Genomic DNA, 13,172 nt, shown 5'->3' on the forward strand with positions numbered 1-13,172 from the left:
GGTTTAAATAGTTTCTACTTTAACAAACTGAGCCTCATCTTTTCGGAGTGCAATTACGGCATCATCAACCTGAAAAGCCATAGGGTCGCCCAAAGGAGCAATATGGAGTAGGATTAGCCGCTTGCCCGGCAAAATACCCATTTCCAGAAGCTTTAAGGAAACTTCCGACTCTTCTATTTCCCGGACCTCAACCTCCTGGTGAACATCCATTTTATCTGCTGAAATAAGGCTCATTACTTATTTAGAATTATTACAAACAAAAGTAAGCCAAGCACTTGAATATATAAACTAAAAGCGCCTTAAATTTTGCCTTTATTCCACCAGCCATGCGTATTAAAGAGGAAGCAAAGCGCCAGAAACAGATAAAGTGCCACAAGCTTAAAGGAACAACCTGTGAAAAACAAAAAGCGGCTGAGGAATACCTCAACCGCTCATTAAAAAGAAAACAAAGCTATCATTTGGGCAAGGCCGGCAGATTTAACTGTTCTTCCTGTTTTTCTTTTGAATAAGGTGAAAGAATTCGGCAGCTGCTTCAGGTAATTTTTCGAGCCGTACTTTCAGTATCTCCTCATGTTCCTTTCCTTTCATTTCATATACTGGCTCAGGGTACTGCTTAAAAGCTTTATGAATTACCTCGTCGGTTAACTCTTCCTGAATTTCGCGGGCTGTTTCCACAAAATCAGCCAGTGGTACATCGGCCAGTATCATTACATCCTGTTTGGCAGACTGCTTCATTAAGCCTGAAACTTTTCCATAGTCTTTCCGGAAGGACTGAAACTTTTTATTCAGCAGCAATGCCAGGTGACTAAGGGCACCCTCATTAAAAGTGTAAAAGGCATTATCGCGATCGACCGGAATGGGCTCAAATATTTCCTCGCCACCTTTTTCTACCAGTGCCCATTCCCACTGGCCCTCGTGGCGGTCCCAATCGCTGATGAGCATATCAAAAAGGCGCGACTTCAGGTACAGCTGTTCATCAATCGGCACCTCGTCCTTTTTCCTGATTTCCATCATTTCATCAAACTCCACCACCTCTTCCGGCTCTCCAAATTCTTCACTTCCTTCCCATGAAGAGTCTAAATCGGCCTCGAGGTAGGCCAGTCGCCCTGCCATTCTTTCATTGTACTTTCCGTATTCTTCATTATAAGGGACAAAATACAATTTTGGCTCTACATGATGAATATCAATGGCTTCGGATAATACCGGCACTACCAGGGAAGCGTAAGGATTCATGGCGGCCACCTGGTCGCGGAACATAAAGCGCAGAAAGGTAGGCCTGAGTAACTTTGGCAATGCATTCTTCTGGTCCTTATTCATTGAACGAAGTTCCCACTCCCTTCCTGCCGAATCGGCCAGGTCGATGGAAATCGTCTGGTTACTGCCTCCAACACCCACCGGCTCCAGCCCTCCTTTTGCCTTTTCATAGTCAAAAACTGCGGCCGTTACAGGTGTCGTCCACATACCGCGATTCTTCTCTCCCAGGAAAAAAGTAAAGAATTTACCTCTGTCATAATATTCCCCGGGCACAAGGGTTACAGAATCGCCCAGCGTTTCGGCCCGGTACAACTCCATTGCCTCCTCCAGACGTTTTTCATCTGAAAAAGCATTTCTTTCTTTAAAATTAGTTGTGTTGGGTATTACAAGTGCTAATACAATTAATCCACCTAAAAAATATTCCATAAATTGTTTTACTGTTTCTTTCTTCATCCATACCTTACTTTCCTGCTTCCTCCGCCTGTTTTCTATTCCATAAACTTTAGGCATTTATAATAGTTTTAACCCTTACCTGCCTCTCCGGGGATAACATAAAACCAAACACTCCTCCGGCAGCCTACCCTGTGTAGGCAAAAGCAGGCTCCTGTTACCCAAGAGCGCATTTAAAAATGAAGAAAGTTTATAAGAAATGGATGATGGGTGCCTCCCTGGCAGGCGCCGGACTTGTATTGCTCGATGCTTTACTGCTGGAAAAGTACTTCTTTGAAACCAGACACTACGATATCGGCAATAAAAAAGCAAAGGATAAAGTCAGGCTTATATTAATTACCGATCTCCATTTCAGGCATACACTATGGCCACAATACGAAAAACTGGCCGAGGAAATTAACAGCCACGAACCAGACCTGATCATGATTACCGGCGATACCCTCGACAGCGATGGAGATACCAGCCCGGCGGCCAAATTCCTGAGCCTGCTTAAAGAAGAAACTCCTAAAGTAGCCATTCCCGGAAACCACGACCACAAGGCTGACAAAGACCTCCGGGAGCTAAAAAAAACTTACGAAAGCCACCATTGCGATTTCCTGATCAATGAGTCGAAGACTTACCAGCTAAAGGGTAACAGAATAATGATTACGGGAGTGGATGACTTTATTGAAGGAGAAGGACGATTTGCGGAGGCCGTGGAAGAAGTAGGCCGGGAAGAACATCACCTCCTGCTGGTGCACAGTCCTCTGCAGCACGAAGTGGTTAAAAAAAAGGTTCAGTTTATCAATAAATTGAGGGAAGAGAAGGACCGGTTAAACATATCGTATGCTTTTGCCGGCCATAACCATGGCGGGCAGGTACGGTTTCTTAATTTCGTTCCGGTACTCCCGGTAAAATCAGGTGACTATGTAAACGGCTGGTACAATAAAGAAAAGCCCTTTTTATATGTTTCCAAAGGTTTTGGCACCTCTACACTTCCTTTCCGCTTTATGGCTAGGTCCGAAATGACCGTTCTGGACTATTACCTCTAAACAAAATACCCTTTCAGGGGCTGAAGAAGCCGTACACCTCCACCTCCAGCGCAACGGTTTTCCCTGCAGGATGCCCGCCATGAACCCTCCGTATACTTCACGAAAGTGACTGAAAATCAGCCCATAAATACTCAACAATAGTCAAACATTCCCACAGCAGACCCTGTTCAGTAAGGTAAACTCATCCTCAGCGTTTTTTTAACCTTAAAACAATTTTTATATGTTTTACCACGTAAAAGAGTTGCAGTTTAATGCACGGGTTTCCAAGCCAGACCCAAAGTTTGCCAGCATGCTGCTCGAACAGTTTGGCGGCCCTAACGGAGAATTAAAAGCTGCCCTGCAGTACTTTACTCAGTCCTTTGCAGCAAAGCAGCCACACCCCGATAAGTATGATATGCTGATGGATATTGCCACAGAGGAGTTTAGCCACCTCGAAATTGTGGGAGCAACTATTCAGATGCTACTGGATGGTGTAACCGGTGAATTGAAGAACGTAGCGGACAAGTCCGAAATTATGACCCTGCTGGACGGAAAAGCGAACAAGGAAGCCATGATCCACGAAGCTATGGTAAACCCGCAGTTCCTGGCAGTAAGTGGCGGTGGCCCGCAGCTTCGGGATAGCCAGGGCAACCCATGGACGGCCAACTATGTAAATGCCAATGGCGATTTAACCGTTGACCTGCGCTCAAACATGGCCGCGGAGTCGAGAGCTAAAATTGTGTATGAATACCTGCTAAACTTTACAGATGACCCTTATGTAAGAGAAACGCTCAAGTTCCTGATGACCCGCGAGGTGGCTCACTTCCAGATGTTCGAGGCAGCCCTGGAAACCATACAGCCAAACTTTCCTCCGGGAGTACGCCAGAGCGATCCGCGCTATAGCAATACATACTTCAACATGTCGAGTGGTGCAGAAGCAAGGGGGCCATGGAATGAAGGCAAGAGCCCCATGCTGGGTGAAACATGGCAGTATGTCGAAGACCCAATTAAGCATGTAATCGACAGCAATGGCATGTTGGATCATAAACCTACAGGCACCGATCGCACCATGGAAAGCGCTGAAGAGAAGACCAAGGAAATCAGCAAAATGAGAAGCGAGAAAATTCGGGCGGCTATTCCAAAAGGTGAAAACCAGTGGAGCAAGTATCCGGAGAGCAGGACTGCTAAACAAAAGTAATGGCAGTGCTCTTATTAGTGCATGAATAATGCGCAATCAATAAGAGAAAATATAGAAAATGAGCAGGAGGATCTGGTGGAGATAACATACTACACCGATCCTCTTTGTTGTTGGAGCTGGGCCTTTGAGCCACAATGGCGCAGGCTCAGGTTCGAATTTGCCGGAAAAATAAGATGGCGGTACCGCATGGGCGGTTTACTGCCCGACTGGAACACCTATAACGATCCTCTCAATTCTGTTAGCCGCCCACTACAGATGGGCCCCTTATGGATGGAAGCAAGACATATTTCGGGAATGCCAATCAAAGATACTGTGTGGCACCAAAATCCGCCCGAATCTTCTTTCCCGGCTTGTATTGCCGTAAAATGTGCTGGCTTACAATCGGCAGATGCTGCAGAGAGTTACCTGCGCCGCTGCCGGGAGGCAGTAATGCTGCATGGAAAGAATATTGCCAAACAGGAGGTACTATTAGAGATAGCCGATGAGCTGACCAAAGAGTACCCACATTTACTGGATCCCCGGCGTTTTAGGGAAGACTGGCAAACAGGAGCTGGAAAAGACACTTTCAGGGAAGATTTGCAGGCAGTACGTATCCACAACTTCGGGCGCTTCCCTACCCTTACCATTCAACAACCAGGAAAAGCAGGAGTCGTTATTGTAGGTTACCGGCCATACAGCGTACTTTTAGATGCCATTAAACAGGTAGCTCCTCAACTGGAACCTAGCCAAAAGTCCCCCACCGCCGAAGTGTACCGCAACTACTGGGGCAATGTCACAGAAAGAGAACTGGATGAAGCAGGGGCCACTGTCTCCTGATAAGGCTGTTGAAACTTTAGGATAAGCAGAGGCAATACAGAATGTGAGCTACAACTGCTCCCGTGCCTCCAGGACTTTAATCAGCCAATAATTTCTTTTACCCGCCCTACCTGTCCATCCTCCAGGCGAACTTTAATTCCATGCGGATGAGTAGCCGACTTTGTCAGGAGGTCCTTTACAACGCCCTCTGTCAGTTTACCGGTTCGCTGGTCTTCTTTCAACACAATTTTTACATGCATCCCTGGCTGTACATCTGTCCTGTTTTTGCCGTTCATAATGGTTCTTTTTTTAGTAATTATTGAGTATCCATAACCCGCTGCGGGAGCTATGGTTTTGCCTGCCCTGCCGGTGCTTTATCCTTAAGTTTCAATAGGCTTAGCAGGAAAAGTCACGGAGAAATGGAAGAATGCTCTTTTACTCCCTTCTCACTGATTTCTTCCCAAAACAAAAAGGAGTAAAGCAGCCTTTATAAGGATTTGGAAAGAAATACTTATTTTGAAGCGGCAAGTAAGCAGTTCCTATGGCTATTATCAGCAAGAAAAAGAAAATATACGCTATCAGCAAACACCTGCGGGCTTACCTGCAGGACCAGGACCGGGAGGTAGAACTATCGATTACCTACAAAGACCTGCTCCGCTTCGACAACTCCATTCCGCTCTACGATAAATTTGGTGCCGACACCCTTTGGGAAACCGTATTTTACCCTCAGGACGATATGCAGGACATTTACCTGAGCCTAAAGAAAATTTATGCCCTCTTAAAGGCTGATGGAGATCTTTCAATCATGCAGCACCTCTACATCGATCGGATCGACCTCTGCGTGTATGGCAATACCAAACCATTTCGGGTACGAATTGTCAACAACATCAACGATAACTTCGACTATTTTTATATTAAGCAGGCCGATGCTTCGCGTATATATGGCCTGGAACTGGAACATCTGCTCTCGCCCAACCGCATCAACTATATCGTGCAGGACCATACGCTGATCGAAGAGCATATTGCCGGCATTCCGGGCGACCAGTTTATCCGCCGGCACCTGAAAGATAAAAGCCTGAACGAGATCAGGCTGGCAAAAGAGTTTGTTAAGTTTAATGAGCGCTGCTTTTTGCGCTTGCTAGGCGATATGCACAGCAGCAATTTTGTAGTGGAGGTAACTCCGGATTTCGAGGAGGTACATTACCGGATAAGGGCGATTGATTTTGACCAGCAGTCGTATGAGGGAAGGAAAGCCATTTATATGCCGCAGTATTTTAAGCAAAATAACCCACTGATTGAGTTAGGCATCCGCAATATGACGCCAACAACGGTGCAGCAATACCAGAAGGAAGAGCGCTCCCTGATGGCTAACCGGATTATTTCAGCAAAAACGACTATCAGGAAATTATTACGGGCAATGATGCATGATGATCTTGCACCGGAGGCTCATGTGGAGAAGCTTAAAAGCGACTTAGCGGCTCACCACCAGGAACCTACATTTTTACAATGCAAAAACATGGGCGAAATCATGAAGACCAGCCTGTCATTGATTGTACAAAAGGTTAAATTATAAGTAGTTTTTATAAATCTCCTGTGCCTTTTCAAAGGCATTATCGTCATTGAGGCCGGTCATATTGCGGGCATCCGAAAAAGGAAAGCCCGATTTACGTAATTTCAGGAACCGGCTGTAAGATTTTAATAGATGCAGCTGATCTCCCCGGTTCTGCTGCTCCATCACGATAGAGTGCGTATTCATCATTTTTTCCTCCAGCTAAAAAGTTGCAAACATGGTGGAAGGACTTATTAACATCCTTGTTCACAACTTCTACGCAATCCGTTGATAAATTGTTTATAACTTGTGACAAAAATAGCAGCAAAGCGCGGAATGACCTCTTCCAAAAGGTACCCTGTAATAAAATAAAAAAACTTACAATCAGCTTAACATTGGCTGGCCCCCAGACTCCACTGTACAGAGCTGACAGTCAGGCAAAACAGATATTTGAACTACCCAGTCCGCTAAAATAAGACTGAGTAAAATTGAAAAAATGACACAAAACCGAAGTGGCATATTTGGCAAAAAGCACAAAAACCATCCACAAATGACATTTTAGCCTTATTTTCATTATAATACAGCTATACCAAAAAGGTATTTTTCATATAAACTTTATACCTGTACTCCGGGAGCCGCACTTATCTTAATACATGGTGAATAATTTAATCAATACCATCTGTAGCTACAGGAAATCATAAAGCGCTACATCTTTCCGGAACAGGTTGAAAAAAAAATTTAATTTTTTTTTAAAATTCCGACTGTAACTCAAAAAAGCTCCTGATGAATAACGCCCTGGGTACAGAATTCATGATTTTAAGCTCTTCGCCAAAATGAGTTTCTTCATCCAAAAATTTCAGAATCCGGGATGGAGGATTATTCCTGAACAACTCACTAAAAATACGCTCACTTTCCGCCCCCTGCCGGCCCATAATATTCAGCAACATGGCATCGTACAGCTTGTGGCGCCTGCTGCTCCTCACCTTTGCATAAGGAGGCTGGCCCTGCACCAATTGTTCAGCCAGGGCTTTGCAATGTTGCTGTATCCGTAAAAACGTATAACCGGTTGAAGGTTTTGAAGCCCCGCCTGCCGTCCCGATATTGATAAGCCGCTCACCCTGCCGGGCAGGAAAGTCGTATGTAGTCATGGGAATAATACCCCACTCCTCATCCAGCACCTCAAACCCTTTCAGCTTTAGCACCTGCCGGAGGTAATGCTCCAGCGCCGCCTCATACTCGCTAGTCTTCAGCAAATCTTTCGAAAAAAGAGTATACTCCACCAGGGCCCGGTCGGGAGCATGTGGAATAACATACATAAAGCGCATTTGCCTGTGCTGAGGGGTACGAAAATCGAATAGACGGACCTGCTGTGGATTAAAAACCGGCCGTGGAGTTTTCACCAGCCAGCCTTTAAAATGCTGCTGCAGGTATAGGCCCTGCTGCTGCAATACCTGCGCCTTTACTTTTTTGGCCGAAAAAATGCTGTTGAACACCCACGGAGCTTCGTAAACATCCTGCTCCGTCTGCACAATGGCTGTTTCTGCTCCTGCCTGGATGCTCTTTACCACTTCCTGCCGGAAATGGAAATTTGGTAAAACCGCGAGCGACTTCCTTACAAAATCATAAAACCGCCTTCCTTCCAGCACCCGGTATTGATAGGGCGCCAAATCCAATACCTCCCGATAATGCCGGCTAATAAACTCTGCTTTATCAAATTGCCACGAAACGATACCATCAAAAGGCGTAGACTCCTTACTCCAGAAGCCCCAGGTGCGGTCGTTCTGGTCTTTAGGCTCCTTATCGAGCAGCAAAACTGAAAACTGACGGCCCGTTTCCGACTGACTCAGGTACCAGGCAAGGCTCAGGCCGGCCGCCCCACTTCCGGCAATAATGATGTCGTACTGCTGCATTCAGTTGAATTTTTCCGAAGGTAGAGGCTTCGGAAAAAATAAACAAGTATTTAAATGTGCAGCCAGATATACTGCTGCTTAAACAGTAGCCACAAAAGCTAAACCATAAACCACCGAAAGGCTTTAAGAGAACGGAGGAACCAGTGAGGCTCCCCTATACATACTCTTCAATTACCTGCCGGAGCTGCCGGGCCTGCATAACACCCGACTTCCGCCACTTCAACTTCCCCTCCTGAAAAAGCATGAGCGTAGGCACTCCGCGCACCCCATATTTTGCCGCCAGCGGACCATTTTTATCTACATCAATCTTAATAATAGCCGCCTTATCGCCTATCTGCTCTTTAAGCTCTGCTAAAATGGGTGGCATCATTTTGCAGGGACCACACCAGGTTGCAAAAAAATCAACCAGCACCGGCTTCTCTCCCTTTATTAATTCCTGAAAACTTTTTTTCTGACTCATCACTGTTCTGCTTCTTTAAAACTCATGCTATACAATAGGCCTCAATATCCCTCTTCCTCCTGATAACATTTCCTCAGTGCTTCCTGTTCTCTTTTTAGAAATAATGTATGGTATGCCGCCGGCCTCGGCCAAACTTCCCCTTCTCTCCACCAAACAAAAGGGCGAAACCTTCTTTCAGGAAAGAAAGGCAACTGCCGGCAAACCAGGCAAGTTACAGGACCCCTCCTGCTTAACTTCCCGATACTTCAGAACAGAGAAAGCCAAATATTTGAATTTGACTGAACAGGAAAGACTTAACGCTTTAGAGGAATACCAGATTCTGGATACTCTCCCGGAGAAGGAGTTCGATGATATTGTTGAACTGGCATCTGCTCTCTGCGGCACTCCTATTTCTTTAATTTCTCTGCTCGATTCGCAACGACAATGGTTTAAGGCTAAAATAGGCCTTACTGCTCAGGAAACGCCCCTAGAAGCCGCCTTTTGCCGGCATGCCATCCAACGACCAAAGGAGGTAATGATAGTAAAAGATGCCCTTCTGGACGAGCGATTTAAAAACAACCCCCTGGTAACTCAGGACCCTAATATTCGTTTTTATGCAGGCGCCCCTCTTATAACACCGAATGGAATGGCCCTTGGCACTCTCTGCATTATCGACAGCAACCCCCGGGAATTAACAGAAGAACAACAAAGAATTTTAAAGATCCTGGCACGAAAGGTGGTCGAGCGCCTAGAGCTAAGGAAAGAGGCGCTGCAAAAGCAAAATCAACTAAAGGAGGCTGAGCGACAATTAAAGACACTGGCCGAACGCCTGATGGAAGCCCAGGAGACTGCCCGCATTGGAAGCTGGGACTGGAATGCAAAAACCAATGAAATGCATTGGTCGCCTGAAATGTACCACCTGTTTGGAATGGAAGCGAATGGCCAGCCAGTTCACCAGGAGGAATGGATGGCATTCATACATCCAGACGATCGAGGAAAGGTTCTAAAACAGACTGTCCAAAGGATGGAACCTTCCACTACCGACACAGTAGAATTCAGAATAAACAGAAAAGACCGAACTACGACCTGGCTCCTTCAAAAAGGGATAGCCATTACCAATGAACAGGGAGAGGTCGAACGGGTAAGTGGCACTGCCCATGATATTACCGAAGAAAAAAACCACCAGCATAATTTAATTCATGCCATGCTGAAAGGTGAGGAGAATGAACGAAAAAGAATAGCAAGAGAATTACACGACAGTCTGGGCAATTTAATGGCAGCTATATCAATGAAGCTTCAGCTCCTCAGCGCCCAAAACCCCGATGCAGACTTAACCGCCCTTGGCGCCCTTGTTGACAAGAGCATAGAAGAGTATCGCCATATTTCGCACAACCTTTACCCACCCGACATCCTTAATAAAACGCTCTACCAACTCATTAAAGAAAAAACCACCGAGCTGAACGAATCTGCATCTCTGCATTTTGAGCTGGATTATAAGATGAATACTGATGAGCCATTTGAAAATCCTGCTCATAAAAAAGAACTCTACCGCATTTTTCAGGAGCTTACAACGAATGCAGTAAAGCACGCTAACGCCACAAAAATCAATATCCAGCTGTCAGCATCGAATGACTCTGTTATTCTGGAAGTTTCGGATAACGGAAAGGGAATTGATATCGAAAACATTCGTAGCAGGAGTCAAAGGGGAATTGGCCTCAGAAGCCTCTTCGACAGGGCTGAGCTATTGGGCGGAAGCCTGCAATTTCAATCTGCCACTAGTCATGGCACTACAGCTAAATTACTCATGAAGCGCTAAAGAAGCTTCATGAGTCACAACAGAAAGCAACCGCCTATTGCTGGCAGACAATTCCCCTGCAACCATTGAGAGACCTATCCGGCCGGCAGGCGCCTCACCAGTAGAAACAGAATGCCACCTCAAACTTAGTATGACAGCTTTCTTTTTTCCTGCCTAACCAATCTTTACCGATGTCATGGTTAGAGAACCGCCTACGGCTTTGTCGTTAAAGAAGGAGACCTCCTCCTCCTTCCCCTGCAGCCCAAGCGTGTACAGGAGCGGCAGGTAATGCTCCACAGTTGGGATAGCCAGTCTGGCTTCGCTGCCCATGCTTTCGTAGCGGATGAGGGCCTGATGGCTGCCGGCTGCAATGTGCTCTTTAAACTTTTCGTTGAGCTGCAGTGCCCAGTCGAAGCCATATTCCGGTTCGGCCATTTTGTCCCAGGAAAGCATGCGCAGGTTGTGCACCATATTGCCGCTCCCCATAATCAGCACCCCTTTTTTCCGGAGCCCATACAGTTCCCTGGCCAGCTCGTAATGGTACTGCGGCCCTTTGGTAAAGTCGATGCTCAGCTGCAGCACCGGCACATTCGCCTCCGGGTACATATGCCGCACAATAGTCCAGCTGCCGTGGTCGAGGCCCCAGTCGTGGTCCTGCACCAGTTCGGTGGATCTGAAAAGCTGCGCTGTTTCCTTTGCCAGCTGTGGGTTACCGGGCGCGGGGTACTGCACCTCAAACAGCTCCTGCGGGAAGCCACCAAAGTCGTGGATGGTTTTTGGGAAATCCATGGCCGTAATGCGGGTGCCGCGGCTCAGCCAGTGTGCCGATATCACCAGCACCGCCTTCGGCACCGGAATTTCCTGCGCCAGCGCAGCCCAGCGTCGGCTGAAGGTATTGCTCTCAATCCCGTTCATGGGCGAGCCGTGGCCGACAAACAGCACCGGCATCAGGTAGCCATCTTCCTTAAGCCCGCTGGTAAATGTGTTGAATGCTGATAAAGTGCTCATAGCAACTCCTCCTGATATAATGTTTCTGATAAATTTCCTGCGCTTCATAAAGGTGACATGCCGGCCTGCTCCAAAATGCCATAATCCATAGCATGAACTACACAAAAATAGCGATGGCCAGAAAGCTTTCCGTTGACATAAGTCAAGAAAGAAAAAAAGTGGAATGGGGACTCAGGCTCTGGAAGCTATTTTCTTGCGGATTCGGCTCAGTGTTTCGGGTGTAATACCGAGGTAGGAAGCAATAAGGTGCTGCGGGGCGCGCTGTACAATTTCAGGATACTGATTCAACAGGCGGATATATCGTTCTTCGGCTGAAAAACTAAGTGTGCCAAGAGTGCGGCGCTGCTGGGCGATAAGGTTGTTCTGCATAAGCAGGCGAAAGAAGCGCTCCATTTTGGGGACCTTTTGCAGCATTTCTTCCATCGCCCGACACTTCAGGAGGAGCAGCTCAGCCCTTTCCAGGGCATCGATAAAGTAAGAAGAAGGCTCGCCGGTAAGGAAACTGTAGTTGTCCGATATCCACCAGCCTTCAGGGGCAAACTGCAGTACATGCTCATTTCCTTTCGCATCTATGGTATAGGAGCGCAGCAGGCCTTGCTCCACAAAAGCAATGTAGGCGCACACCTCTCCTGCCCTCAGCAAATAATGCTTCTTTGGCAGCTTCTTCGCCAAAAAAAAGCCCCTGCATTGCTCCATTTCAATTTCCGAAAGCTGCACCTTTTGCTGAATGCTGTTGAATAAAACCTGCGACATGACCCTTTGAGTGAAATGATGACTTCAGCTGATTAATCGCTGTGGCAAACAAATTGTTACCGGCAAAACCCGCAAAAGCCTCTGCCGCAACCGGCTTTTATTCCTGAAAATGGCGGTAAATTTCCATACTTTTGCATCGGCTTCCTTTTAAAAGCATGCTTAATTATGCAGAAGAGCAGGAATCTAAACCAGCAGCGGAAGGGCTCGTAAGTAAAAAGCTGCCAGAGGGCTTTCGGACATTACAAGCTGAATTGGAGGAATAGGAACTCGCTCTACGCAGCAGAACATTTAAAAGCAGGAATTTGAAATCTTTCCTACTTTTAACCTAATTCAATGCTCCCCAATTCCTGTTGAGGCGGCAGCTTTTTCCAGCCTCCATAATTTTAACAGCCATTATGATGAATAGAAAATTAAAAAAGAGCCTGATAGAATACGGACTTATTGGCGCAGCTGCATTAACGCTTTATCTGACCGGCTTACATACCGAAGTGATTGGCTTTCTGCAACGCGGCCTGCTCCAGACAGGACTATTCAATCCGGATACTGAGGTGACTGCAGCAGCAGCTCCCGCAGAAAACCCACCGGCAGACTTTAACCTTCAGCTGCGCAATGCTTCGGGCGAAGAGGTGCATATGGAGGAGTTTCGTGGGAAAGTAATTTTCATCAACTTCTGGGCTACCTGGTGCCCGCCCTGCGTGGCCGAAATGCCGGGCATCAATAGCCTGTACCAGGATATAGGAGCAGACGAATTTGTCTTCCTGATGGTATCACTAGACGAAGATTTTGAGAAAGCTGTACAGTTTCAGAAAAAGAAAGGCTACGATTTTGACGTATACCAGCTAGATAGTCCACTGCCCGGCATGTACCGGAGTCAGAGCATTCCTGCCACTTTTGTGGTCGATGCCAGGGGCAGTCTTGCTTTCACTCACAAAGGAATGGCAGATTATGATACCGAAGATTTCAGGAGCTTTCTGCTGAGCCTGCAGCAGAAACCAGAACAGGATCCATAGG

At 46.7% G+C, this 13,172-nt stretch carries 14 protein-coding genes; 6 read left to right on the forward strand and 8 right to left on the reverse strand.

Annotation, left to right across the window (positions count from 1 at the left end; translation table 11 throughout):
- Positions 1–3: 3 nt before the first annotated feature.
- Positions 4–234, reverse strand: a complete 231-nt coding sequence (locus F752_RS0118870) for a FeoA family protein (protein WP_017733311.1) — start codon at positions 232–234, stop codon at positions 4–6.
- A 243-nt stretch (positions 235–477) separates the two neighbouring features.
- Entirely contained in the window at positions 478–1,764 is a 1,287-nt protein-coding gene (locus tag F752_RS0118880; protein WP_017733312.1) for a hypothetical protein, read from the reverse strand.
- A gap of 119 nt (positions 1,765–1,883) precedes the next feature.
- On the opposite strand from F752_RS0118880, the gene F752_RS0118885 reads away from it, so the two are divergent.
- From F752_RS0118885 to F752_RS0118895, 3 genes are all read left to right on the forward strand, one after another.
- The gene (locus tag F752_RS0118885) at positions 1,884–2,735 is read left to right on the forward strand and encodes a metallophosphoesterase (protein ID WP_017733313.1); all 852 of its coding nucleotides are present in this window, start codon (positions 1,884–1,886) and stop codon (positions 2,733–2,735) included.
- Positions 2,736–2,955: 220 nt separating this feature from the next.
- Positions 2,956–3,912: a manganese catalase family protein gene (locus tag F752_RS0118890; protein ID WP_017733314.1), complete on the forward strand. Its 957-nt coding sequence runs from the start codon at positions 2,956–2,958 to the stop codon at positions 3,910–3,912.
- A 21-nt stretch (positions 3,913–3,933) separates the two neighbouring features.
- The gene (locus F752_RS0118895; RefSeq protein WP_017733315.1) at positions 3,934–4,728 is read left to right on the forward strand and encodes a DsbA family oxidoreductase; all 795 of its coding nucleotides are present in this window, start codon (positions 3,934–3,936) and stop codon (positions 4,726–4,728) included.
- A gap of 80 nt (positions 4,729–4,808) precedes the next feature.
- On the opposite strand, the gene F752_RS0118900 is transcribed toward F752_RS0118895, so the two are convergent.
- Complete coding sequence (locus tag F752_RS0118900) at positions 4,809–5,003, reverse strand: YwbE family protein (protein WP_017733316.1); 195 nt, start codon at positions 5,001–5,003, stop codon at positions 4,809–4,811.
- Between the two features lie 245 nt (positions 5,004–5,248).
- Here F752_RS0118900 and F752_RS0118905 point away from each other — a divergent pair, with 245 nt between their 5' ends.
- Positions 5,249–6,280: a hypothetical protein gene (locus F752_RS0118905; RefSeq protein WP_017733317.1), complete on the forward strand. Its 1,032-nt coding sequence runs from the start codon at positions 5,249–5,251 to the stop codon at positions 6,278–6,280.
- On the opposite strand, the gene F752_RS24610 is transcribed toward F752_RS0118905, so the two are convergent.
- The 3 genes from F752_RS24610 to trxA form a co-directional block, all read right to left on the reverse strand.
- Positions 6,275–6,466, reverse strand: coding sequence for a hypothetical protein (locus F752_RS24610; RefSeq protein ID WP_051049922.1), 192 nt, complete (start codon positions 6,464–6,466; stop codon positions 6,275–6,277). The genes F752_RS0118905 and F752_RS24610 overlap by 6 nt on opposite strands.
- Positions 6,467–7,005: 539 nt before the next feature.
- Positions 7,006–8,166 carry a lycopene cyclase family protein gene (locus F752_RS0118915; protein WP_017733319.1) on the reverse strand — a complete coding sequence of 387 codons (1,161 nt, stop codon included), beginning with the start codon at positions 8,164–8,166 and terminating at the stop codon, positions 7,006–7,008.
- 154 nt (positions 8,167–8,320) lie between these two features.
- Positions 8,321–8,626, reverse strand: a complete 306-nt coding sequence (gene trxA, locus F752_RS0118920) for a thioredoxin (RefSeq protein WP_017733320.1) — start codon at positions 8,624–8,626, stop codon at positions 8,321–8,323.
- 112 nt (positions 8,627–8,738) lie between these two features.
- On the opposite strand from trxA, the gene F752_RS25890 reads away from it, so the two are divergent.
- Positions 8,739–10,421, forward strand: a complete 1,683-nt coding sequence (locus F752_RS25890) for a GAF domain-containing sensor histidine kinase (protein ID WP_160164142.1) — start codon at positions 8,739–8,741, stop codon at positions 10,419–10,421.
- Between the two features lie 153 nt (positions 10,422–10,574).
- Here F752_RS25890 and ygiD read toward each other — a convergent pair whose 3' ends face one another.
- Together ygiD and F752_RS0118935 are read right to left on the reverse strand one after the other, a co-directional pair.
- Positions 10,575–11,408 (reverse strand): 4,5-DOPA-extradiol-dioxygenase, encoded by an 834-nt coding sequence (gene ygiD / locus F752_RS0118930; protein ID WP_026135844.1) that lies wholly within the window; start codon positions 11,406–11,408, stop codon positions 10,575–10,577.
- Positions 11,409–11,579: 171 nt separating this feature from the next.
- Positions 11,580–12,161 carry a Crp/Fnr family transcriptional regulator gene (locus F752_RS0118935; protein WP_017733323.1) on the reverse strand — a complete coding sequence of 194 codons (582 nt, stop codon included), beginning with the start codon at positions 12,159–12,161 and terminating at the stop codon, positions 11,580–11,582.
- 395 nt (positions 12,162–12,556) lie between these two features.
- On the opposite strand from F752_RS0118935, the gene F752_RS0118945 reads away from it, so the two are divergent.
- Positions 12,557–13,171 carry a TlpA family protein disulfide reductase gene (locus F752_RS0118945; protein WP_236614036.1) on the forward strand — a complete coding sequence of 205 codons (615 nt, stop codon included), beginning with the start codon at positions 12,557–12,559 and terminating at the stop codon, positions 13,169–13,171.
- The last annotated feature ends 1 nt before the right edge of the window (position 13,172 follow it).

Origin of the sequence: Nafulsella turpanensis ZLM-10, assembly GCF_000346615.1 — a bacterium.
In the GTDB taxonomy this organism is placed as follows: domain Bacteria; phylum Bacteroidota; class Bacteroidia; order Cytophagales; family Cyclobacteriaceae; genus Nafulsella; species Nafulsella turpanensis.